This window comes from Paenibacillus sp. Lou8.1, from assembly GCF_024213565.1.
Taxonomy (GTDB): domain Bacteria; phylum Bacillota; class Bacilli; order Paenibacillales; family Paenibacillaceae; genus Paenibacillus; species Paenibacillus polymyxa_B.
In genome coordinates, this window is record NZ_JANAVN010000005.1 from 171,983 (window position 1) to 193,146 (window position 21,164).

Here is a 21,164-nt window from a genome sequence, read left to right on the forward strand (position 1 = left end):
CAGAGGAGGTGAGGCTGTTTTGAAAATTTTGTTGGCTACGTACTGGCCGATTCCTCATTTGGGTGGCGTATGGCCCTTTATGCTGCAAATTAAACGGAGACTGGAGCTACTGGGTCACACGGTAGACTTGATGGGGAACGGACCGGATACACCTAAATACCATATTGTTTTTGAAGATAGGGAGCTGCTGAAGGATCAACTGCTGCCCCTGCTGCATACGAAGCTGAATGAATCGGCTGTCCCTGTATTACATCTGGATTCATGGGTGCAGACGGTGGAAAAGGATCGATACTGTATGGAGCTGGCAGCGGCGTATTTCGGGGTTGAGCAGTATGATGTTATTCACACGCAAGATGTTATTGCGACGCGTGCTCTAAGTCGGGTCAAACGTAAGGACAGTGCGTTGGTAGCGAATATTCATGGCTCGCTGGCTCGTGAAGTCATGATGGCTCTGGAGCGGGATCATGAGGAGGGTTACCGTGAGACGCTGATGTGGAAGTATTATTGGGCGCTGGAGCACTATGGTGCTCTATCCGCGGATATTACCATTACGTCTACAGAATGGATGAAACAGACGCTCGTGCGTGAGTTCGAAGTGCCTGAGCAGCAGATTGCTACTTTCCAATACGGATTGGATACCGAGCACTTCTGGGAAGTCCACGCCCGGGGAACGGACGTCGTACGACCTGAGGGGAAAAAAGTTATAATTTGTCCTTCACGGCTGGTCTATATCAAAGGGCTGCATTATTTAATAAGCGCTCTTGGCCTACTGAAAGCAAGTCGTACGGATTGGGTTTGCTGGATTGTCGGGGAGGGAGATAAAAGGGAAGAGCTTCAAACACAGGCGAAGGAGCTAGGGCTGGAGGAAGATGTGGTTTTTTTGGGGCATCGTGAAGATGTACCTGCTCTTTTACAACTGGCGGACCTTTTTGTTCATCCGAGCATACAGGACAATCAGCCGTTTTCGGTCATGGAGGCGCAGATTTTGGGGCTTCCGGCAGTGGTATCGGATGCGGGCGGACTGCCGGAAATGGTGAAGCATGAACACACCGGACTGGTCTCCCCGGTTGGCGATGTGGAGGCACTGGCAGCTCATTTGCAGCATTTGCTGGCTCAGGATGAAGTGCGGATAGCTATGGGGAAACGTGCCAAAGCATGGGGGACCGCGCATTGGTCTCTGGATGTTATGATTGAGCGGCTCGTGAATATTTATGGGCAAGCGCTGAATCAAGTACGTTGAATACGTTGATTCTTATAGTTAGGAGGGAGAGCATGACTTTTCCTGTCGTTGGAGACTTGTACAACCGTATTTTTGAAATCCAGCAGTCGCACCCGGATATGAAGGTCGATTACGCAATATGGAACCGAATTAACACCTCGTTGCCGGAAGATTATAAGCTGCCAGACGCTGACATTTTGGAACATCTGAGACAATCCGCACCATGAGGGCACAGACCATATAAAAAGGCAGGTCGGGCTTAAAACTCCCACCTGCCTTTAGTTTATTTCAGCTCATTGTCATCCAGTTTTCGTCAATCTTCATAAACGGAGCCTTGAATTATGAGCGGTCCCGTAACAACAGCACGGCGGTCAGCTGATTGTACGGTCAAGCAGTATACATAAGGCTCTGCCTGTTTTCCCGTTTCCTCATAGCTTAACTCAGCAAATCCCTCCTGATAACAGGAATCCTGCAACCAATCCAGCATAGGTCCCCGCTCATCATTGCGACGCAATCGAATGTCTAGCTCCCCGATATCCCAGTTGAGCAGCGGATTTTCCCATGCCAAAGAGACTTCAATGACAATACGTCCTTCAGATTCACTTGCAGGAATGATTAATGTAGAGAGCACGCTCTCCTGCTCGGTGACCTGAAAAGGCAGTGCATATGTGCCTGGCTCAGCTTTATTTTGAACTGAATATTTCAACATACCTTCTTCCTCCTCTGCCCGTTCATTAGGGCGTCACGGTAAAATGACTGGCTGTACGTTTAGCGACAACGTTCCCGTTTTCCAAAAATTCAGCCAGGATAAACAGCGTTTCCGGATTGTAAATACTCGTCACCACTCGCAGGTAAAAAGGATGTTGGGCGGTCTCCATATCCTTGAGTTCTAGCACGGAGTCAGCTTCAGGAGAAGGGCTCAATCGAAGGAGCTGCCGTCGGAAAACGCCACTGTCATTTCCCATTTCCAGCAACACATCGACGGCTCTCTTTTCGCGATTGAAAAAGGTCACATGGCAGCTTTCTATATGGGCGCTGTGGTAAGCGAGATGATGATCGACGGTTAAAAGAAACACGGACATATGATGATGCCTCCTTGAATTCCGTTAGGTTATCAGCCTTAATATGATATGAAAAATAACCGAGATTGGACTGGATAGTTGTACGCCTCTTTGACAAAAAGCGCATTGGTGTCCAACCCTTTTCGCCGTGCTGTGCATGTAATGTAGAGTGGAACATACTACGGCCTGAAGTCCCTTTTCGACTACCGAAGAAGGGCGCTGAGGGATGGGTCGTATTAAAAAAGGAGGCACGGCTATGAGACTCGCACAGCTGGCAGGGGAATATGAAGCGGTCTTCAGTCTGGGACAAAACTGTACACCTGCCATTCAATTGGAAAAGAACCGTTTGCGGCCGTTTGCCGGGGTACTGGATTGGATGATGTCTGACACGCTGTCCGATGTGAACCGCTTGCTAGAAAATCGGTTTGCCGGATTTATGGATTTGCCCAATTTAAGTGTCGTTGGTACGAGCCAACTGAATTATATGGTCAGAGATATCGCTTATAATGTGATCTCGGTGCATGATTTTCCACAGGAACGCAATACGTCCTCAGATCTGGTGACCTATCCCGAGTTCAGGGAAAAGATAGACCGTCGTATCGAACGTTTTTTTGCAAAAACACAGATGGCGAAGCGCAGCTTGTTCGTCCGTATGCTGGGAACCTATGAAGAAGTAGAGGAACTGGAACGTATCTTGTCAGGTATGGTAGCGAATGAATTTCGTTTGTTGGTGGTGAATTGTTCCGGTGTAACGGAGTTGACGGAGGTGGATTGGCAGCTTCCACATGTATGCGCGGTGGAAATGCCTTTTGCCGATGTATGGAATTACAAGAGTGATCCGCACTGGCGTACTCTTTTTAAAGGGATGACCTTGTCTTCGGAAAGGGGAGGGCGTCGTGCTTGAGCGGTTGCAGGGGGATTATGATGCTGCATTCAGTCTGGGTGGACATTGCTTGCCTTCCATTCAGCTGGATAAAAACGGACTGCGTCCCTATGCGGGTCCGCTGGACTGGATGATTTCCGGTAACTTGTCACAGATCAGTCGCTTGCTGGACGCTCGTTTTGCCGGTTTTATGGATGTTGATAGTCTGCGTGTCACGGGGCACGACTACGGCGAGCATAACTTCATGGTCGAGGATGCAAACTATGGGATTACAGCGGCACACCATTTTCCGGTTAGCGAGAATACATCGGAGCAGCTGACTTCCTATCCTGCATTCAAAACGACGCTTGATCGCCGCATCGCACGTCTACTGGATCAATTCACGCTTGCGTCCCGTCTGCTACTGGTTCGTCTCGGGGGCAGTCGGGAGCAAGCGGTGGAACTACATGATGTGTTATTGCAGAGGATTACACACGATTTTCGCTTGTTATACGTGGATTATACAGGGACTGATGGTGTGACGGAGCTGGATTGGGGATTGGAGCGGCTGATTTCAGTGGAGCTACCGCCTGAGGATATATGGAACGGTCAGGATCAGATGTGGCGTTATATGCTGGAAAATGTCAGGCTGCATGTCTGAGGTGCTGAGATTCCAGAGACACATTATAGATTGTCTTCGGACTGTGCTTGTGCCTGCGCCAAGCTATAGGGAGTCGCATAACATGATGCGAAGGGAAGTCATATGCTTCGGTTCAAAAGGAGGGTGAGCTAGTGAAGGCTTTGGTCACCGGGGGAGCCGGATTTATTGGTTCTCAGCTGGTACGTGCGCTTGCTGATTCGGGCATCAGAGTGCATGTGCTGGATAATCTGACGACCGGGAATATCGCAAATGTGGACCCGCGCGCAGTCATGCATATTGCGGATATTCGCAGCTCTGAAGCTAGGACGCTGCTGATTCGGGAAAGCCCGGATATTGTGTTTCACTTGGCCGCACAGGCGGATGTACAGCAATCCATCCATCAACCCGATGAGGACGCGGATGTGAACGTGCTGGGGACGATTCATTTGTTGCAGGCTTGTCATGAAGCCGGTGTGTCAAAATTTATATTTGCGTCCACGTCCGGTGTATATGGAGAGCTACAAAAGCAATGTATACAGGAAGACGATCCCGTGGAGCCGATTTCAGGCTACGGACTATCCAAGCTGACCGCAGAATCGTATATTCGACTTTTTTATCGGCTGTACGGTATGAACTACACGATTTTGCGTTATGGAAATGTGTATGGTCCCGGTCAGGCTGTGAAGGGAGAGGGTGGTGTAGTCGCTCTCTTTATGGAGCGGCTGAAAAAAGGGAGCCCCTTGCTCATTCACGGCGATGGGACACAAACCCGCGACTTTGTGTACGTCAAGGATGTCGTTCGAGCGAATATGGCGGCTATTCATGCAGCGGATCAACGCACAGTACATGTAAGTACGGGACGGACGACGTCCATCAATCGACTGGCCTACGATTTACTAAAGCTGCACGGTTCGTCTGTCCGCCCTGTATATTCACCGGCGCGAGCGGGAGACATTCACCATAGCTGTCTTAGTAACGCAGTCGCCAGACATTGGCTTCGTTGGGAACCGCTATACGGCATTTCTGCCGGTTTACAGGAAACGTATGTGAGCAGTATGGGCTCAGGCCAAGAAGGTATGTCTTGATCAGAAGCGCGCGGATATCAAGAAAGAGACTGAGGAAATACTCAGCCTCTTTTTCATTTGAATAGCAATTAGATGTTCTCGCCAGCCAGCTTCAAGGCTTGATCCAGGACAGCTGCACCGTTTCCTCTACCATAAGCCAACGTGTCAATGACATCTACAGGAATGCTATAGGGAGCAGCAATTTCGGTTACTGCCTTTTTACGCATCCGTACTTGAGGTCCGAGCAAAATAGCAATCACAGAATCTGTAATGCCATCCAGATCTTCCTTAATGGTGCTTTCGGGGATGGCTTCGATGTTCAGCTCTATGGATCTTGCTGCTGCTTCTTTTTTCATTTTAGAAACCAAAATGGATGTGGACATACCCGCAGCACATGCCAGAATAATTTTTTTCATCGTTGAGCGCCTCCAGAAATTCATTTTTAACTACTTATACTCTTCATCCAGATCAGCAACAAACGAGCGTTCCTTGATAGCAGTTTGATACCAGTAGCCGGATTTCTTCAAATGCCGACTTCGATCATTGTCTAGGTTAATTTCCACCAGTCCGTAGCGATTTTTAAAAGCATTCATGGGAGAAACGTTGTCTGTAAAGGCCCACAGCATATAACCTGTACAGTTGGAGCCTGCTTCTACAGCTTGTAACGTGTAGTATAAATGCTCAGTTATAAAGTCAATACGATAGTCGTCCTGAATGATGTGTTCCTCATTTTTGAAGGCAACCTCATTCTCAATGCCCATACCATTTTCTGCGACAAACCACTCGATATTGTGATATTCGTTCTTGATACGCATTCCCATATCGTAAATGATTTTCGGATAAATCTCCCAGCCTCGTGACTTGTTCATTCTTTTACCCGGAAGATCAAAATGCTCATAGTAGTAAGAGGGGTGGAAGGGGGTGTTTTCGTTCCACGCTTTACTCTGCGCTTTGACCCGGTGGGGATAATAGAGATTGATTCCGACGTAGTCAACGGTATTTTTCTTAATCACGGCCAGCTCTTCCGTTGTAGCTTCAAATGCAATATCATGCTTGCCCATGAGATCAAACAATTCTTGTGGGTATTCGCCTTTAATAAGCGGGTCCAGAAATACTCGATTGTAAAATAAATCATACACATGCGCCGCGTGTTGGTCATGAGGGGCGCTTGATCGGGCATACGTGACTTCGGGATTCAGAATAACGCCTATTTTAGCCCCGTGCTGACTATAGTTTTTTGCTTTGAAAAGCTGTACACACTTCGCGGTAGCCAGCGTTTTATTATAGTTCCATTGCATCCACTTCCGCGTATTTTGTTCATAGGGATAGCGGAGGGCATCTAGATAGACACGCGTTTGTACAACAATGGGCTCATTAAATGTAAACCAGTGCTTGACCCGATCCCCGTACCGTTCAAACACTTTTTCCGCATATTTTACAAACAGTTCCACTACATGCTTGGAGGACCAGCCCTCATATTTATCCATCAAATAAGCGGGTACCTCATAGTGCTCCAGACAAAGCATCGGCTCGACTCCGCTTGCAATCAGCTCATCAATGACTCGGCCCATATAATCCGCATACGCTTCATCCACCACTACATTCTCATAATCCGTTAAGAAGCGGGACCAATTAATAGAAGTACGATAATGGGTTAAGCCAATCTGCTTCATCAGCGCAATATCTTCGGTATAGCGATTATAAAAGTCGGTTGCAACCGCGGGTCCATATCCATTGTGCCAGACATAGCGGTCATTTTTGTACCATTGGTCTAGGTATGAGTCCTGACCTTCTTTTTTACCGCTCCATCCCTCTGTCTGCCAAGCGGAAGCCGCTGCACCCATGATGAAATTCGACGGGATTTGTATCGTATGTTTAGCCATGACATGTTTCTCCTTTTCATTGTATAAAGAATGCGTTTTCAATTATTGATGTATTTCTATAGTAACGCATTATTCAGCTGTTCGCTTGTTGGCAATTTTGACGAAAGGGAAATAAATGATAATGGCTACCACAATACAAATGATCTGAGTTACGACGGCGCCAATGCTTCCACCTGTAGACAGGTAGGCATTAATAATAGGCGGAGTAGTCCATGGAACCATGACGACGGCTTTACCTGCAAATCCAAGCAACGTCGAGAAGTAACCAATCGTTCCTGTGATGAGCGGAGTAATAATGAAAGGGATAGCCATCAATGGATTCAACATAATCGGAAGTCCAAAAATGACAGGCTCATTAATATTAAACAGACCCGGACCCAACGAAAGCTTTGTTATTTCCTTCATATCTTCACGCTTGGAAGCGATCATAATACAAATCAAGAGAGCCAGCGTAATTCCTGAACCACCGATACTCATGTATACGTCCCAGAAAGGCATCGTAATAATGTTCGGAATGGGCAGTCCTTGCTCATAAGCAGTCATGTTGACGGTAATCGCGCCAAGCAGCAGGGGTTCACGAATGGGCTTTACCATTTGGTTCCCGTGAATACCGATCACCCAGAAGATTTGCGCAACCAGCATCAGCACCAGTATACCTGGCAGTCCCTGTACTACGGTCTCCAGAGGTTTTTGCACCACATTATAGACGGCATCGTACAGGTAGAGACCTGTAAACTTATGAAAGAAAAATCCGAGCATTGAGAAGACTGTCACCGTTATGATGGTTGGTATCAATGCAGAAAAAGAAACGGCCACATTGCTGGGAACACTTTCAGGCATTTTGATTTTTAGCTTATCGGACTTGCCCAACTTACTGTACAGCTCAACGGATAGGATGCTTATGAAAATACCTAAAAACAAGCTCTTGGTATCCGTAAATTGACGGGCTAAGACGTCTGTTACTTTTTGCATGTCACCGTTAACCATCAACTCTATCGTGGTTGGTGTCACAGAGATAAAACAGATTAAAGCAAGCAAACCGGGGAAGAGATTTTTCTCACCGTTAATTTTTCCTAGCTCCAGACCAATCATGAAAATAGCCAGAATGGTAAGGATATTCAAGCTGGCATAGTTAATGCCCGAGAAAATCGGTTTGTACTCAGCCAGGAATGAGAACGGCTTAAAATGCGCAAGGCCATTGACCGGGTCCATGACCATATTAGAAATCAATACAGCAAAGGCACCGACAATAATAACAGGCATCAATGTGATAAAAGCTGATTTGATCGCTATAATATATTTAAAATTATTGATTGCATTTGCTACCGATGTGAGGCCCTCGACCAGTTTGTCTTTGAATGCCATGGGATAGCGTCCCTCCCTCTACGATTTCGGTACGAATTGATCAATGCGTTCATACAGGTCTACAAACTCTGAGGCCATATCGCGAATGGTGATGGCATTCATCAGATGATCTTGAGCATGTACCATCATGACGGACATCTCTGTTTTTTCACCCGCTGCTTCCTTGCGGATAATTCTGGTTTGAATTTTGTGGGAAGACACCAGTTCTTTTTTTGCTGTAGCTAATTCATCTTTGGCTTCCTGAAATTTCCCCGCCTTTGCAAGCTCAATCGCCTCCATGGCCGAACTGCGTGCATTCCCTGCGTATAATATAATTTGGAATACAATCTCTGTATCATCCATGTCCTCCATGTTCACGTCGTGCTCTGTAGATTCATCATTATTCACGTGATCCTCTCTCCTTTCAATCATCCTCGTCGTATGGCTATTATAATTTGGAATCGCTTTCAACATAACGCACATTATTTCCTCTTCTTAACGGAAATAAATTATTCTTCATACTCCTCATGTTCAACAATTTTTGTGCAACACTTCTATGAATTCTGTATATGATTTGCAGCGAATAAGCTGCTGGACGAGCTGTTCATTATTTAATATTTCAAGCAAGATATGATACATAGTCTGTAAATCTTCTGATTTGGTGCGCTGTATACAGAGCATACAAATAAACTGTACCGGCTTGCCATCCCAATCGATTGCTTTTTGTAATGTACAGATGGCCCAAAACGTAGAATCTGCGAAAGGTTCCATCGGATGCGGGATCGCGACCAAGTTGCCAAATGAAGTGGGGGAAACGGCTTCACGCTCTATTACAGATTGCAGCAGGGGGCCTTTTACAAGATCTGCTTCGTGTATTTTTTCGGCTATAAATTCAAGCACTTGGAGTTTGTTCTCAAACTTCTGCTGAAGAAAGACCAATTTTTTTCGTACATACTGCACAGCAGGAAGTCTGGCCTCAGAAATGGCTTGCTCAATTTTGGTAATATCGGAATTGCCCAAAAATGTATTCACATGGATCATGGGGATAGAAAGCGGTTCTGAAATGGGGATCGTGCTAATGACAAAGTCCAGTGTATCCAAAGGCATTTGTTTCAGCTTATAAAATTCAGTGGTTCCTACGATATCCAACCTGGAACCGAAGACCGATTGAAGCTTATAATACAGCAGCTTAGCGCTGCCGAGTCCAGAAGCACATACGATCATACATCTTTTGGGCGCGTCCTCCATTTTCTTTCTTTCCATCGCGACTCCGATATGAATGGCTAAATACCCAATTTCATTTTCCTCGATGTGTATATGAAGCCGCTGCTTGATGACTTCCGCAGCAATGATACCTGCTTCAAAGGCAAGCGGGTAATTGGCTTTGATTTCATCCAGCATAGGATTACGCAAATTCATTCCGTATTGATAACGGTTAATGACCGGTTTGAGGTGAAGGCAAAATGCAATCAGCAATTCTTGATCGTTATGAATGTTCATCTTCAACTGCTGATCAATTTGGTCTAGTATTTCGATAGTCAGTTCGTAGATATCTTTATCAATGATCTTTTTAATCTCCACCTCATCCATACGGGCACTAACGACGGTCCTTACACCCAACAGGTGAACAGCAATGTACGCAATTTCAACAAGTGGAAAGGAGTGCTTCATGATTTGTTCCAAGGCGGATACGATCTCAGTCGCCACCCTAAACTCTTTTTGCGCTTCAATTTTTTTCATCTCTTGCGGATAATACGACACATACCTTTCTTCGCGAATACGCTTACATGCTATGGCGATATGAATGACCAGATTGTTCAGGGCAATGTCCGACAACTGAATATCATGGAAATCAATACGATCCAGAATCACTTCTCTTATGAATTCCATCTCTTCGTTAGAGATCAGAAGAGGGGGGGACACCTGCTGCTCGCCTATTTCATCTAACCTGTTAAATATATAGTCGGAAATGCAATAACGCAGCTTGGCCTCATTACCTTTGACTCGAATACCATGATAGGGTCTATTCTCCAGAGATAGTCCGTAAGTTGCCAGTAACTTGCGCAGTTCTTTGAGGTCATTCTGTAAAGTAGATCGACTAACATACAGGATCTCGGCTAAATCATCAAGTTTGACATATGCATTGGTAAGCAATAGCTTTTTCATTAAAAAACGGTTTCTAGCTTCAGAAGAACTCGCTAATGGATAGGGCACATGATGATCATAATCCTTTAATTGCTTCAGTAGATGATGAAATGCTTGTTCGTCCCGAACCTCTAACTTGTATCCTGTTCCTTTAAGGGGCTTAACTGCTGCTCCATGCTTTGACAACAGAGCACCCAATTCCTTTAAATCCGTTCGTATCGTTCGAGAAGATACCTTCAATGCATTTGCCAAGTGTTCTCCTTTGACCATCTGTTCTGCAACCAATATACGAAGAATATCAAAAATACGCACAACGAGCCCCCTTTCTTAGCTGTTCTGATGAACAGTATACAACGGTTAGAGCGTAACCAAAAGAAGGATTAACAGCAGCGTGAATGCTAGATGACCTTGACACACTAGCAGATTCGGGGATATAGTGGATACAATAAGTCTTTGATTGAGGTGTAGTTATGAAATTTACAAAAGCAACGAATTATGCTCTGCACACTATGCTCATGCTTGTTACTGATTCGTCGGTGAAGCCGGTAGGTGTTCAGCAACTAGCCGAATCCCAAAATGTTTCGCCAACTTATCTTTCGAAAATTTTGACAAGGCTTGTGAAGGCTGGGATGATCGAATCGGTTTCTGGAGCCAATGGAGGCTATCGACTTTCTCGTCATAAAGAGGATATTACCTTTTTGGATATTATCCATGCCATTGAAGGGACGAATTCCTTGTTTGAATGTGATTTTGTCCACGGCTCCGAGTGCCTGATTCAAGCTGTAATGAGGGAAGCAGAGGAGAAAATGGAACGACATCTTAAAAATACGAAATTGTCCGATTTGGCGCAAAAGCAAACGCAAGTTTCAAAGTAAGCGACTTTATATAGAAAGAGGGTGGTTGCCAGTTATGTAAAGCTTTTTTTTGTTTTATTGCAGACATAAAGAGTCTTTAATATCTCTTAAAAGGAGTTGGGTGTTATGCTGTACGATTGCGCTATTATTGGCGGAGGGCCCGCCGGATTGAATGCAGCCCTCGTGCTTGGCAGGGCCAGAAGAAGTGTGGCTTTGATTGATAATAATCGGCCCAGAAATGCGGTTACGCATGCGTCGCACGGTTTTATTACGAGAGACGGCGTAACGCCGGCCGAGTTCCGCCGTGTAGCTTATGAGGAAGTGTTGCGTTATCCGTCTGTCCATCATCTGCAAACCGAGGTTGTTTCGATTACAAAAAACGAATCTGGCTTTGAGGTACTTGATTCGTCAGGCCATCGCGTTCAAGCGCGGAAATTGATATTGGCGACGGGCGTAAAGGAGATATTCCCCGAGATTGAAGGTTTTTATCCGTTATACGGGAAAAGTTTATTTAATTGCCCTTATTGCGACGGCTGGGAGTTGCGGGATCAACCGCTTGTCCTCGTCTCTGAATCGGCAGCTATATTTCATACAGCCAAACTACTCCTTAACTGGAGTAAGGATTTGATCGTCTGTACGAATGGTCAGGCATCCCTGTCGGACGAGCAAAAAGAACGGCTCTATTCTAAAGGAATCATCGTAATGGAGCAACCTGTTGCGGCGTTCATCGGTCACAATGGAAAGTTGGAGCATGTGCGCTTTACGGATGGCACTCAAGTCCCGAGGGTCGGCGGCTTTGTGTCTCCCCAGTTTGTACAAAGTGCACCGTTTGGAGAACGTTTGGGCTGTGAAAGAACGGAATCGGGTGGGATCAAGACGGATGAAGCGGGGAGAACCTCCATACCTGGTGTATATGCTGCCGGGGATTCATCGTACTTCATGCCTTCCCAGTTGATTTTTGCCGCGGCCGACGGCAGTCGAACTGCTGCGAGCGTAAATATGGATTTGACAGAGGAAGATTTCAACGAATAACGATAAATTTGAATATCCCATATGGAGTTCGTAATAGAAAAAGCCGCCAACACGGCGGCTTTATTCTAAAATCATAGAGAGAGCAAGCAATAATAAACCAATGATCATAGGTCATTTCAAGGCTAAACAAGATCTTCTTTCAATAACCTCTGTATTCACAAGAACCTGGGTATGATGCCCCTGATGATGGTTAAGCCTCTCCATAAGCAAGTTTACAGCAGTTCGGGCCAAAATATCCTTTTTCACATGAATGGTTGTGAGTTCCGGGCTAATCACCTTGGCTTCATGAATATTATCAAATCCCATGACGGAAATTTGCTCAGGCACTCGAATATTCATTTCTTGAAACGTTTTAATGGCACTGATCGCCATATAATCATTTTCACAAAATAGGGCCGAAGGTAGCTCATTCAGTTCATGAATAGCTGTTTTAAATGCGTCCTGTGACATCACAAGCATGGGATGCATATCAAATGTAAGCCCATTTTCTATGGAAAGATTGTGCTCCTCTAAAGCAGCCATAAACCCTTCCTTTCGTTTTGTAAAGTTAAGAATCCTCGTACTGGATTGTACGTATCCTATCTTTCTGTGTCCTGACTGAATTAAATATTGGCCTGCCTGATACCCACCAAGATAGTTGTTAATAGATACGAAACTGGCATCGACGTGTTCAAAGCAAGTATCCAGAATCACAATATTGGAATGAATGGATTGTATGGAATGAATAGTCTCAGAAGTTAAATTGGTACCAAGCAGAAGTATGCCTGAAGAAGGCTGATCTTTTTCCAAAGCAGATAATTCTTCTTCCAGGCTATGGCTATCAAAAGACGAAAAAATCAAGGTGTTTCCATGTTCTCTCACCTGATTGGTAATATGATGAATTAACTCATTGAAAAATGGAAGTGAATCATAATGTTCTGTTACGATGTCTGTATTTTTACATGCCACAAAGCGTATCACATGATGATTTTTAATAACTTCCTTGCTTGTCTTCATGGTGCGTGGTTTATATCCATGCTCTTGGGCTATTTTTAGAATTTGCTCCTTGGTTTCTTCACTGACTCCGGGCTTGTTATTAAAAGCAAGAGAAACAGCAGATTTCGAAACACCTGCAAGCCTTGCAATATCATCAATTTTCAATGTGGAACCCCCTATTGAACTAAACTACATAAATTATATCATTACTCTGCAAGAAAGTTTAGCTTATAAACTAAACTAAACTAAATAACTAAAAATAAAAATTCGTTGACCGTTTATGATTTATAGTGTTAATATTCAAGTGTAAAGCGCTTTAATTTAGTTTAATTTGCGAAATAATCATATAATTTTAGTTGTTTATTTAGTTTTGTTTAGAGAATTTTGTGAATACAGCAAGAGAGGAACGGTGATTTATTTGAGTTTAAACATGGCTGAAAATCAAAGAAGTTTTACAAAAGAGGAAAAACCTTTTTTTTATTTGGCAGATACGGTTTGGAGTGTATTTACCAACGCGACGATAGAGGAGTGGAGCGATTATCTTGACTATCGGAAGATGCAAGGTTTCAATGTGTTGCAAATCAACATGCTCCGACAATGGGATGCAAGTGAATCGGATCTGAATCTACAGCCGTTTGCATTACTGGAAAATGGGGATTTCGACTACCATACATTAAACGAAGCTTATTTTGACCGGGCAGAAATCATGTTGAAAATGGCTGTAGAGCGTGGATTTGTTCCAGCCCTGGTTCTATTGTGGTGTAACTATGTGCCGGATACATGGGCTGAAATGTTCCAAAAGGGTAATAAAATGCCGTTTGAATGCGTTGAACCCTATGTAACGTACGTCGTAAACCGTTTTTCTCCATTTGATCCTATTTTTCTGATCAGCGGAGATAGTGATTTTCCGACCGAACGTGCCAATTCCTATTATTTAAAAGCACTGGAAATTGTACAACAATTAAGCCCTGCAAGCTTGACTACGCTGCATATTCAAGGAAGATTGAGAGAAATTCCTCCAGCCTTTGAGAAACACCAGGGTCTTGGATTTTATATGTATCAATCAGGACATAATTCCGAGTTTCAGCATGTGGGCCATGAGATTGCTCAACATTTCTACCATAAGCCGGATATACGGCCTGTCATTAATGGAGAGCCATGTTATGAACAAATTAGTTATAGCCGCAATGTGTATGGCAGATACACAGCACTGGATGTGAGAAAAGTAGCATGGCAAAGCCTCCTTGCAGGCGGAGGTGCGGGCATTACCTACGGAGCGCATGGCATTTGGAGCTGGCACAAAAAAGGAAAGAAATTCGGCATTGTAGAAGGGGAAGGATTCGATAGTCCCTATGATTGGAGAACAGCATTGCGATTTGAGGGCGCATGGGATTACTCCTTTATTAAATATTTGTTTGAAATGTATAACCTGATTGGCGTAAAACCGTTGGATATTGTTTTAAACAAGACAGAGGAAATCAGAGCTGCGGGGAACGAGAATACCATTGTCTTGTATGTCCCGGTTAACACGAAGGTATCGCTAAGTATTAACGTGCAGGATTACAAGTTTACAACGATTGATTTAGCCGGGAAGCGGTTTGCCCAAACCGACGTGTCCGTCCAAAAGGATCAATCGGTGCTAGACATGCACAGCTTTGAAAGTGATGTTGTCATCATCGGAACGAAATAAAAACAGAGAAGAATGTGGATGGAGTGAAGCACCATGTGGAAAATCGGCGTCATTGGAACGGGATATTGGTCGGAAAAACATATAAAAGCATGGCAGTGTATCTCGGATGTAGAAATCCAAGGATTTTGTGATCGAAATAAAGGCTTACTTTTTGAAAAAGCAGCTCAATTCCATATCCCTACTGAATATTGCTATACCAGTCTGGAGGAAATGCTAAGCGAAGCGGATATTGATGTCGTGGACATCATTACACCTCCTGAGACACATCTGGAACTGGTTCGACTGGCGGCCGCAGCCGGAAAACATATGATGTGTCAAAAACCTTTTGCACGTTCTGTGGAGGAAGCTGAGCAAATTGTAGGTATTGCTGAAGCAGCAGGAGTCAGACTTATGGTGACCGAAAATTGGCGTTGGCTTGAGCCTTTTCAAATTATAAAAAAATTGCTGGTAGAGAATATCGTTGGGAATATGAATGTTATACGTTATACGCATACGGATTTTTATTCGCCGAGGTTTGCTCCGGAAAAAGAGCTGCCGCAGCCATTTTTCAGAGATATGCCCAAGCTTTTGTTTTATGAAATGGGAGTTCATTGGCTGGATACTTGGCGTTTCTTATTCGGTGAACCTCAGCGTTTGTATGCGGAAACCAAGCGAGTCAGCCCCTACACACAGGGAGAAGACACGGGCATTATTATGTTAGGTTATGAACATTATTTTGGTCTTATGGACATGAGCTGGGCGACTCGTAGGGAACTCAATGGGCAGCTTCCAGAGCAGGTCCTTCCCGATCATAAAGAACAGCTGGTGATTGAAGGCGATGAGGCCACCCTAAAACTGTATAACACAGGTAAATTATCTCTCATTAATAATCAGGGAGTCGAAAAAGTATTGGTTGAAAAGACTGAATTAAACTATGAGGAAAGCCATAAAAAGCTACAAGCTCATTTTATAGATTGTCTCAACACGGGAAAAGAGTTTCAAACGAGTGGTCACGACAATATCAAGACCCTTCAGCTTGTATTCGACACCTATGACAGCGCAGAAAATCATAAAGTTCATGTGTATTAAGAGGCAACAGGATGTCCATTAACGATATTGTGATGTATGTTATCGCTCTTTTTTTAGTGCTGGGTGCATTGGATGAATGCTTGGGAAATCGCTGGGGGTTGGGACAAGCCTTCAACAATGGGCTCATGACCATGGGTTCTCTTGCTCTGGTCATGATAGGAATTGTTTCCTTGGCTCCTGTACTCGCCTCATGGTTGATTCCTATTGTTTCACCATTATATGTGGCAATGGGTGCCGATCCGGCATCCTTTGCCAATACGATATTGGCGGTAGATATGGGAGGATACGCACTTGCGGCAGAAATGGCGCACAGCCAGCAAGCGGGTTTATTTTCCTGGGTTTTTCTGGGGACCATGTTTGGCCCAACGCTCGTATTTACGATTCCGGTTGCCCTCGGCATTTTGGAAAAAGAGGATCATCTATATTTTGCAAAAGGAATCTTAATCGGTATCAGTACAATTCCTGTTGGCTGTTTCATAGGGGGAATGACCGCCGGATTTGACGTGATGATGATTTTAAAAAATCTGATTATTCCCATGCTTCTTTCAATAATCATTATGCTGGGTTTACGTCTATTTACGGAGCTTACGATCCGATTGTTCAAGTGGTTTGGTAACGGCATTAGGCTTCTATCCCTTGTCGGTTTGGCAGCGATTGGGGTCGAAACCTTAACTGGATTTGTGATCATTCCCAATATGGCTCCGTTGTCTGTCGGTGTGCAAACGGTTGGAACGATTGCTATTGTATTGGCTGGTGCGTTTCCGTTGGTTGCTTGGATTACAAAAATATTTAAAAATCCGCTTCAACGGGCAGGACGTTTGCTAAACATAGATCCATCGGCTACTGCGGGTCTGGTAGCTAGTCTTGCTCATAATATTCCTACGTTCACTTTAGTTAAAGAGATGGAGCCCAGAGGAAAAGTGATCAGTATTGCTTTTGCTGTCAGTGGATCTTTCGTTCTGGGGGGACATCTTGGCTTTGTAGCAGGAATGGACAAGAATATGGTGATTGCCATGATCGTGGGCAAACTTGCAGGCGGGATCAGTGCCGTAATTGTCGCAGTTATAGCACATCCAGCTACTACGAATAGAAAAATAGAAAGCGCATCCAAGAAGGAGTGAACATGATGGATCATAAAAAAACAGCCAAAGAAGTATGGAGTGCCGTGGGCGGAAATGAAAATGTGAACAGTGTCATTCACTGTGTCACTCGATTGAGATTCAAATTGAAGGATAATCAATTGCCAGATAAAGAAAAGATCAAGCAGATTGACGGTGTCATTACCGTTGTAGAAAGTGGTGGCCAATTTCAGGTGGTCATCGGGAATGAGGTTCCCAAAGTTTATGAAGCTCTTTTGGATACAATGGGAGTAAAGCATGGAGATCAGATGGTTGAAGATGATCAAAAGAATGAAAAAGCGAGCCTATTCAGCCGCTTTGTCGATGTAATTTCAGGTGTGTTCATGCCCGTTGTGGGTGTGCTCGCTGCTGTGGGGATTCTAAAAGGACTATTAGCCTTATGCACATCCCTGGGCTGGATGACTGATCAGATGGGCACGTATAAAATTTTATATGCGACAGCAGACGCAATGTTTTATTTCTTTCCGGTTATTCTAGGGTTTTCAGCAGGTAAAAAATTTGGAGGAAACCCGTATCTGTCTGCCGTTTTGGGAGCAGCGATGGTGTACCCGACCATTACTTCCGCCTTTACGGATAAAACGGCGCTGTCCTTTTTGACCATACCTGTTGTTCTGATTAATTATACTTCTTCTGTTATACCTATCATTATTGGAGCGTTCTTGGCAGCTAAGGTCGAAAAAATGATAAGTAAGTATGCACCTGCTTCCATTAAAATGTTCATGGTGCCTTTTCTGACCTTGGTCATCATATCACCGCTTGTTTTTCTGGTTGTCGGACCGATAGCAACTATAGTCAGCGATGGGTTAGCCAAAGGCTCTATGTGGATCTACCAGTTAAGTCCGGCTGTAGCTGGCCTCGTTCTGGCCGGGTTCTGGCAGGGCATTATTATCTTTGGTCTGCATTGGGCATTCATTCCAATTCTCCTGAATAATGTAGTTACAAACGGGTTTGATCCGATTAACGGTATGCTTTTCTGTACGACTTTTGCGCAAACAGGTGCGGCATTTGCCATCGCTTTGAAATCACGGGACCCTAAATTAAAACCTATCGCCACTTCTGCCACAATTGCGGGTTTGATGGGGGTTACTGAACCAGCTATTTACGGGGTTACTTTACCCGCCAAAAAACCGTTTATTTTAGCCTCGATCGCTGGAGGTATAGGAGGAGCTGCTGCAGGCTTACTCGGCTCAACGGCATATGGATTTGCCTCAGGCGGCATTTTTGGTATACCTCTATTCATTAATCCAAAAGGCATGGATGCAGGCTTCATCGGCTTTATTATATCTTTGGTAGTAGCTTTTGTAGTCGCATTTATTTTGACCTATCTTTTCGGTTATAAAAATGCAAAACCTGCGTCTGAGATTAAAATTGCAGATGAAAACAAAGAAGAAGAAAAAGCGGTATTCAGTCCTCTACACGGTGAATTGATTCCTTTAACCACAGTAAAAGATGAAGCTTTTTCCAGCGGTGCGATGGGCCAGGGGGCCGCAATTATTCCGAAAGAAGGAGTAGCCTATGCACCATTTAACGGAACTGTTGTTACCGTTTTCAAAACCAAGCATGCCATCGGTCTTATTTCTGAGGATGGAGTTGAACTGCTCATTCACATTGGGATTAATACGGTCAGCTTGAAAGGAAAACATTTCACTTCCTTTGTGTCTGAAGGGGATACGATTCAAAAAGGGGACAAGCTGGTTGAATTCGATCCCAAAGCTATAGGGGATGAAGGATATGATATTACCACATCCGTCATTGTAACCAATACAGCCGTGTACACGGATATTTTAGTTGAAGATCCCAAGGATATTCATGCAGGAGACCGCTTACTAAAGATTAGATAGATTACAATATTCCATAATAAAAAGGCAAGTTAAAGCTGACGATGGCCCGTATATAAAAAGGGTTGTCGTCAGCTGTTTTTTAGTTACCTCACACCCAGCGTGTTCATCATCTGCCGGAAGGAGCGCACATATTTATCCGGTGCCAACAGACTAACGATTCGCTCCAGCCCTTTCCTGCGGATAGATTCGCGTTGAGGTACGTTGTTCATCAGGTCTAGTCCTTGCAGTATCGCCTGCAAGATGTCTCCCTGCTGATAAAATTTACCTGTTTCGTTGTGGTCAATGAATGCTCGTACTCCGTCTGAATCAGAGCTTAATACCGGGCAACGACAGGCCATCGCCTCAGCAACCGCATAGCCGAAGCCCTCTACCAGCGAGGTCGATAGCAGGTAGCCGCCTGAGTCGCCAATCATGGAGTAGTACAGGGGCATTTGGGCATGAGGTACGCTTTTAAAACGCTCGATAATGGAGGACATGCCAAGCTGAGCAAGCATGTTCTCGAATTGTATTTTATCCTCCGGCTGAGACAAAGTGTCATCATAAAACATCCAGATTCGAAGATCCGCACGGTTTTGCAGCATCCAGTAAGAAATGTCGATAAAATGCCTCCAGTTCTTGTTGGGCTCCAACCGCCCAACCCAGGCAATAATCGGATTGATCGGAGGAGTGTTAGGTACATAATTAAATACGCTGGTATCCAGTACGTTTGGAAATACATAACGATTAAGCCATGGACACATGTCGGTAAATAGCTGCACCAGATGAGTTGTATTGGGCAAGAGCACCGCGTTGGCATGTCTCTGAAGATACGGAACTGCATCCGCGACCACCCAAGCAGCCTCTTCGTGAGAACCAAAGCCCTGCGATTCATAGATTAATACCCCCTGATAGCCCAACATTCGCAGTCTGGGGAGCATAGGATAATCCGATGAGACGATAATTGCATCATAGCGGTTAGTCATTACCAGCATTCGAATTTCTTCTTCAGAGGAAGTCATGAATACAGGAATATCGCCGTTCAGGTTTTGCATCCCTGTACCTTGCTGATAATAGAGAAGATGACATTCAATCCCGTCCTGCATGAGCACTTTACAGCGTTGGCGGTTCAAGGTTTCTACGCCGCCGCTCGGTATATAAAAAGTAAATAGAACTTTGATCTCAATAACCTCCTTTGCCAATCACAAGCTCCTATACCAAGTTATTCAACCTACAGGACGGGGTGTGGGTTTCTATGGAAGCCTAGATTGAATTAGCGCATAATTATGGCTAAGGCGAGAATCGTCCGGGGAGCGCTCTGTTGCTTCTCTCGCAAATTCACAAGCTTTGTGTAAAAGGCCTAACTCGTAGCAAGCGAGGGCACCAAGATCATACAGTGTGGCGTCCCAGCAAAAATCTTCTTGCATGTACGTATCGGGTCGTGTTGAAATACGCAACGCTTCTTCAACCATATGATAGACGGCGGACCAGTTCCGTGTATGATAGGCCAGCTGAGCCATTTCCGTGTAAGGTTCACGTAAATACGGCGCTTCCGCAATAGCCCGGTATAACCAACGTGTTGCCTCCTGCCATTGTTCACTTGCTTTATAGGCTCTAGAAATAAAGCGCATCGAAGCGCTGCGTTCATCTGCCCAGCGTGCCTGCGGCATGGCAAGATGTTGTTGCAGTGTAGTAATGCACTCATCCCAGCGGCCATGATACATATATTCTCGCCCCAAGTAATGCATGTTGCGGTCATCCTCGGGAAACTCGCGCACAGACTGCTCCAGCAGCGGAAGGTATTGGCTGCGGGATTTGTGCGGATCGGGATCATGATACAAGCGGAGCTGATCGGATCGAATGCTACGTTCTTCACCCTCCCCGATATATTCAAGCACCTCGTGAACCGGGCGTACCCAGCGGTAACCGTGACGAGTGTGTATTTTTTCTTTCCAGAACCATGTATAAACGGTATCTTGCCCAGGCTGTCCATGCGTAAAGGCATATAGCATCCGGGTAGTTCCTTCTTTCCAGTTACGTTCCAGCCGCGACCGCCAACCTTCCTCCCAGACTTCGTCCAGATCCGTACAGACACAAATATCTACATCGTCAGGGACCAGCCGTAGGGACTCATTGCGAGCCTTGTCAAAACGCCAAGGAGTTACCTCGATACGATGCACCTCTGCACCCGCTTCGCGTAGCAGGGAAACAGTATCGTCTGTAGAGCCGGTGTCCGCTACAATGACAACATCGGCTTCACGCATGGTATGCATCCAGCGTTTGGCGAATCGGGCTTCATTTTTGCTAATGGCATAGACAGCTATCTTGTACCGATTCGATTGTTGCATTCCGCTTGCTCCTCCTTTGACTT

21 protein-coding genes are annotated in these 21,164 nt (G+C 44.9%); 11 read left to right on the plus strand and 10 right to left on the minus strand.

Features of this window, described 5'->3' with window-relative positions:
* The first annotated feature begins 19 nt into the window (after positions 1 to 19).
* A complete protein-coding gene (locus tag NLX78_RS08965) occupies positions 20 to 1,240 on the plus strand; it encodes a glycosyltransferase family 4 protein (protein ID WP_069290293.1) in 1,221 nt (406 codons plus the stop codon).
* A gap of 32 nt (positions 1,241 to 1,272) precedes the next feature.
* On the plus strand, positions 1,273 to 1,446 hold the full coding sequence (locus NLX78_RS08970) for a hypothetical protein (RefSeq protein WP_254350183.1): 174 nt from the start codon (positions 1,273 to 1,275) through the stop codon (positions 1,444 to 1,446).
* An 86-nt stretch (positions 1,447 to 1,532) separates the two neighbouring features.
* Here the strand turns inward: NLX78_RS08970 and NLX78_RS08975 are convergent, their stop codons facing one another.
* Both NLX78_RS08975 and NLX78_RS08980 read right to left on the minus strand, forming a co-directional pair.
* The gene (locus NLX78_RS08975) at positions 1,533 to 1,928 is read right to left on the minus strand and encodes a hypothetical protein (protein WP_254350184.1); all 396 of its coding nucleotides are present in this window, start codon (positions 1,926 to 1,928) and stop codon (positions 1,533 to 1,535) included.
* A 25-nt stretch (positions 1,929 to 1,953) separates the two neighbouring features.
* Complete coding sequence (locus tag NLX78_RS08980) at positions 1,954 to 2,301, minus strand: hypothetical protein (protein ID WP_069290291.1); 348 nt, start codon at positions 2,299 to 2,301, stop codon at positions 1,954 to 1,956.
* A gap of 235 nt (positions 2,302 to 2,536) precedes the next feature.
* Between NLX78_RS08980 and NLX78_RS08985 the strand changes: the two genes are divergently transcribed.
* The 3 genes from NLX78_RS08985 to NLX78_RS08995 all read left to right on the plus strand — a co-directional run bounded on the left by NLX78_RS08985 (position 2,537) and on the right by NLX78_RS08995 (position 4,867).
* Positions 2,537 to 3,184, plus strand: a complete 648-nt coding sequence (locus NLX78_RS08985; RefSeq protein WP_134903945.1) for a DUF1796 family putative cysteine peptidase — start codon at positions 2,537 to 2,539, stop codon at positions 3,182 to 3,184.
* The gene (locus NLX78_RS08990) at positions 3,177 to 3,803 is read left to right on the plus strand and encodes a DUF1796 family putative cysteine peptidase (RefSeq protein ID WP_254350185.1); all 627 of its coding nucleotides are present in this window, start codon (positions 3,177 to 3,179) and stop codon (positions 3,801 to 3,803) included. The genes NLX78_RS08985 and NLX78_RS08990 overlap by 8 nt, the downstream gene beginning before the upstream one ends.
* A gap of 131 nt (positions 3,804 to 3,934) precedes the next feature.
* The gene (locus NLX78_RS08995) at positions 3,935 to 4,867 is read left to right on the plus strand and encodes an NAD-dependent epimerase/dehydratase family protein (RefSeq protein WP_254350186.1); all 933 of its coding nucleotides are present in this window, start codon (positions 3,935 to 3,937) and stop codon (positions 4,865 to 4,867) included.
* Positions 4,868 to 4,935: 68 nt separating this feature from the next.
* Here the strand turns inward: NLX78_RS08995 and NLX78_RS09000 are convergent, their stop codons facing one another.
* The 5 genes from NLX78_RS09000 to NLX78_RS09020 form a co-directional block, all read right to left on the minus strand.
* Positions 4,936 to 5,262 carry a PTS sugar transporter subunit IIB gene (locus NLX78_RS09000; RefSeq protein ID WP_254350187.1) on the minus strand — a complete coding sequence of 109 codons (327 nt, stop codon included), beginning with the start codon at positions 5,260 to 5,262 and terminating at the stop codon, positions 4,936 to 4,938.
* A 30-nt stretch (positions 5,263 to 5,292) separates the two neighbouring features.
* Positions 5,293 to 6,729: a glycoside hydrolase family 1 protein gene (locus NLX78_RS09005; protein WP_254350188.1), complete on the minus strand. Its 1,437-nt coding sequence runs from the start codon at positions 6,727 to 6,729 to the stop codon at positions 5,293 to 5,295.
* A 69-nt stretch (positions 6,730 to 6,798) separates the two neighbouring features.
* Positions 6,799 to 8,094, minus strand: a complete 1,296-nt coding sequence (locus NLX78_RS09010) for a PTS sugar transporter subunit IIC (RefSeq protein ID WP_250266578.1) — start codon at positions 8,092 to 8,094, stop codon at positions 6,799 to 6,801.
* Positions 8,095 to 8,112: 18 nt separating this feature from the next.
* Positions 8,113 to 8,436 carry a PTS lactose/cellobiose transporter subunit IIA gene (locus NLX78_RS09015; RefSeq protein WP_043882570.1) on the minus strand — a complete coding sequence of 108 codons (324 nt, stop codon included), beginning with the start codon at positions 8,434 to 8,436 and terminating at the stop codon, positions 8,113 to 8,115.
* Positions 8,437 to 8,604: 168 nt separating this feature from the next.
* Complete coding sequence (locus NLX78_RS09020; protein WP_254350189.1) at positions 8,605 to 10,530, minus strand: BglG family transcription antiterminator; 1,926 nt, start codon at positions 10,528 to 10,530, stop codon at positions 8,605 to 8,607.
* Positions 10,531 to 10,688: 158 nt separating this feature from the next.
* Here NLX78_RS09020 and NLX78_RS09025 point away from each other — a divergent pair, with 158 nt between their 5' ends.
* Together NLX78_RS09025 and NLX78_RS09030 are read left to right on the plus strand one after the other, a co-directional pair.
* Positions 10,689 to 11,093, plus strand: a complete 405-nt coding sequence (locus NLX78_RS09025) for an Rrf2 family transcriptional regulator (protein WP_061830056.1) — start codon at positions 10,689 to 10,691, stop codon at positions 11,091 to 11,093.
* A 105-nt stretch (positions 11,094 to 11,198) separates the two neighbouring features.
* On the plus strand, positions 11,199 to 12,104 hold the full coding sequence (locus NLX78_RS09030; protein WP_061830055.1) for an NAD(P)/FAD-dependent oxidoreductase: 906 nt from the start codon (positions 11,199 to 11,201) through the stop codon (positions 12,102 to 12,104).
* A 111-nt stretch (positions 12,105 to 12,215) separates the two neighbouring features.
* Here NLX78_RS09030 and NLX78_RS09035 read toward each other — a convergent pair whose 3' ends face one another.
* Positions 12,216 to 13,244 carry a LacI family DNA-binding transcriptional regulator gene (locus NLX78_RS09035; protein ID WP_254350190.1) on the minus strand — a complete coding sequence of 343 codons (1,029 nt, stop codon included), beginning with the start codon at positions 13,242 to 13,244 and terminating at the stop codon, positions 12,216 to 12,218.
* 244 nt (positions 13,245 to 13,488) lie between these two features.
* On the opposite strand from NLX78_RS09035, the gene NLX78_RS09040 reads away from it, so the two are divergent.
* From NLX78_RS09040 to NLX78_RS09055, 4 genes are read left to right on the plus strand one after another with little or no spacing between them, the layout of a single operon-like run.
* On the plus strand, positions 13,489 to 14,769 hold the full coding sequence (locus NLX78_RS09040; RefSeq protein WP_254326755.1) for a glycoside hydrolase family 140 protein: 1,281 nt from the start codon (positions 13,489 to 13,491) through the stop codon (positions 14,767 to 14,769).
* A 33-nt stretch (positions 14,770 to 14,802) separates the two neighbouring features.
* Complete coding sequence (locus NLX78_RS09045; protein WP_254350191.1) at positions 14,803 to 15,837, plus strand: Gfo/Idh/MocA family protein; 1,035 nt, start codon at positions 14,803 to 14,805, stop codon at positions 15,835 to 15,837.
* Positions 15,838 to 15,848: 11 nt separating this feature from the next.
* Positions 15,849 to 16,958: an ethanolamine utilization protein EutH gene (gene eutH / locus NLX78_RS09050; RefSeq protein ID WP_254326757.1), complete on the plus strand. Its 1,110-nt coding sequence runs from the start codon at positions 15,849 to 15,851 to the stop codon at positions 16,956 to 16,958.
* A gap of 5 nt (positions 16,959 to 16,963) precedes the next feature.
* Complete coding sequence (locus NLX78_RS09055) at positions 16,964 to 18,817, plus strand: beta-glucoside-specific PTS transporter subunit IIABC (RefSeq protein WP_254350266.1); 1,854 nt, start codon at positions 16,964 to 16,966, stop codon at positions 18,815 to 18,817.
* An 83-nt stretch (positions 18,818 to 18,900) separates the two neighbouring features.
* Here the strand turns inward: NLX78_RS09055 and NLX78_RS09060 are convergent, their stop codons facing one another.
* Together NLX78_RS09060 and NLX78_RS09065 are read right to left on the minus strand one after the other, a co-directional pair.
* The gene (locus tag NLX78_RS09060) at positions 18,901 to 19,995 is read right to left on the minus strand and encodes a glycosyltransferase family 4 protein (protein ID WP_061830050.1); all 1,095 of its coding nucleotides are present in this window, start codon (positions 19,993 to 19,995) and stop codon (positions 18,901 to 18,903) included.
* 51 nt (positions 19,996 to 20,046) lie between these two features.
* Complete coding sequence (locus tag NLX78_RS09065) at positions 20,047 to 21,141, minus strand: tetratricopeptide repeat-containing glycosyltransferase (RefSeq protein WP_254350192.1); 1,095 nt, start codon at positions 21,139 to 21,141, stop codon at positions 20,047 to 20,049.
* Positions 21,142 to 21,164 lie beyond the last annotated feature (23 nt).

What these genes read in the sequence shown, in the direction of transcription:
- NLX78_RS09045 (WP_254350191.1), top strand. Translation starts at nt 14,803, where the DNA reads ATGTGGAAAATCGGCGTCATTGGAACGGGATATTGGTCGGAAAAACAT.
- NLX78_RS09015 (WP_043882570.1), bottom strand. Translation starts at nt 8,436, where the DNA reads ATGGATGATACAGAGATTGTATTCCAAATTATATTATACGCAGGGAAT.
- NLX78_RS09030 (WP_061830055.1), top strand. Translation starts at nt 11,199, where the DNA reads ATGCTGTACGATTGCGCTATTATTGGCGGAGGGCCCGCCGGATTGAAT.
- NLX78_RS09025 (WP_061830056.1), top strand. Translation starts at nt 10,689, where the DNA reads ATGAAATTTACAAAAGCAACGAATTATGCTCTGCACACTATGCTCATG.
- NLX78_RS09010 (WP_250266578.1), bottom strand. Translation starts at nt 8,094, where the DNA reads ATGGCATTCAAAGACAAACTGGTCGAGGGCCTCACATCGGTAGCAAAT.
- NLX78_RS09055 (WP_254350266.1), top strand. Translation starts at nt 16,964, where the DNA reads ATGGATCATAAAAAAACAGCCAAAGAAGTATGGAGTGCCGTGGGCGGA.
- eutH (WP_254326757.1), top strand. Translation starts at nt 15,849, where the DNA reads ATGTCCATTAACGATATTGTGATGTATGTTATCGCTCTTTTTTTAGTG.
- NLX78_RS08970 (WP_254350183.1), top strand. Translation starts at nt 1,273, where the DNA reads ATGACTTTTCCTGTCGTTGGAGACTTGTACAACCGTATTTTTGAAATC.
- NLX78_RS09000 (WP_254350187.1), bottom strand. Translation starts at nt 5,262, where the DNA reads ATGAAAAAAATTATTCTGGCATGTGCTGCGGGTATGTCCACATCCATT.
- NLX78_RS08985 (WP_134903945.1), top strand. Translation starts at nt 2,537, where the DNA reads ATGAGACTCGCACAGCTGGCAGGGGAATATGAAGCGGTCTTCAGTCTG.
- NLX78_RS09005 (WP_254350188.1), bottom strand. Translation starts at nt 6,729, where the DNA reads ATGGCTAAACATACGATACAAATCCCGTCGAATTTCATCATGGGTGCA.
- NLX78_RS08980 (WP_069290291.1), bottom strand. Translation starts at nt 2,301, where the DNA reads ATGTCCGTGTTTCTTTTAACCGTCGATCATCATCTCGCTTACCACAGC.
- NLX78_RS09065 (WP_254350192.1), bottom strand. Translation starts at nt 21,141, where the DNA reads ATGCAACAATCGAATCGGTACAAGATAGCTGTCTATGCCATTAGCAAA.
- NLX78_RS08975 (WP_254350184.1), bottom strand. Translation starts at nt 1,928, where the DNA reads ATGTTGAAATATTCAGTTCAAAATAAAGCTGAGCCAGGCACATATGCA.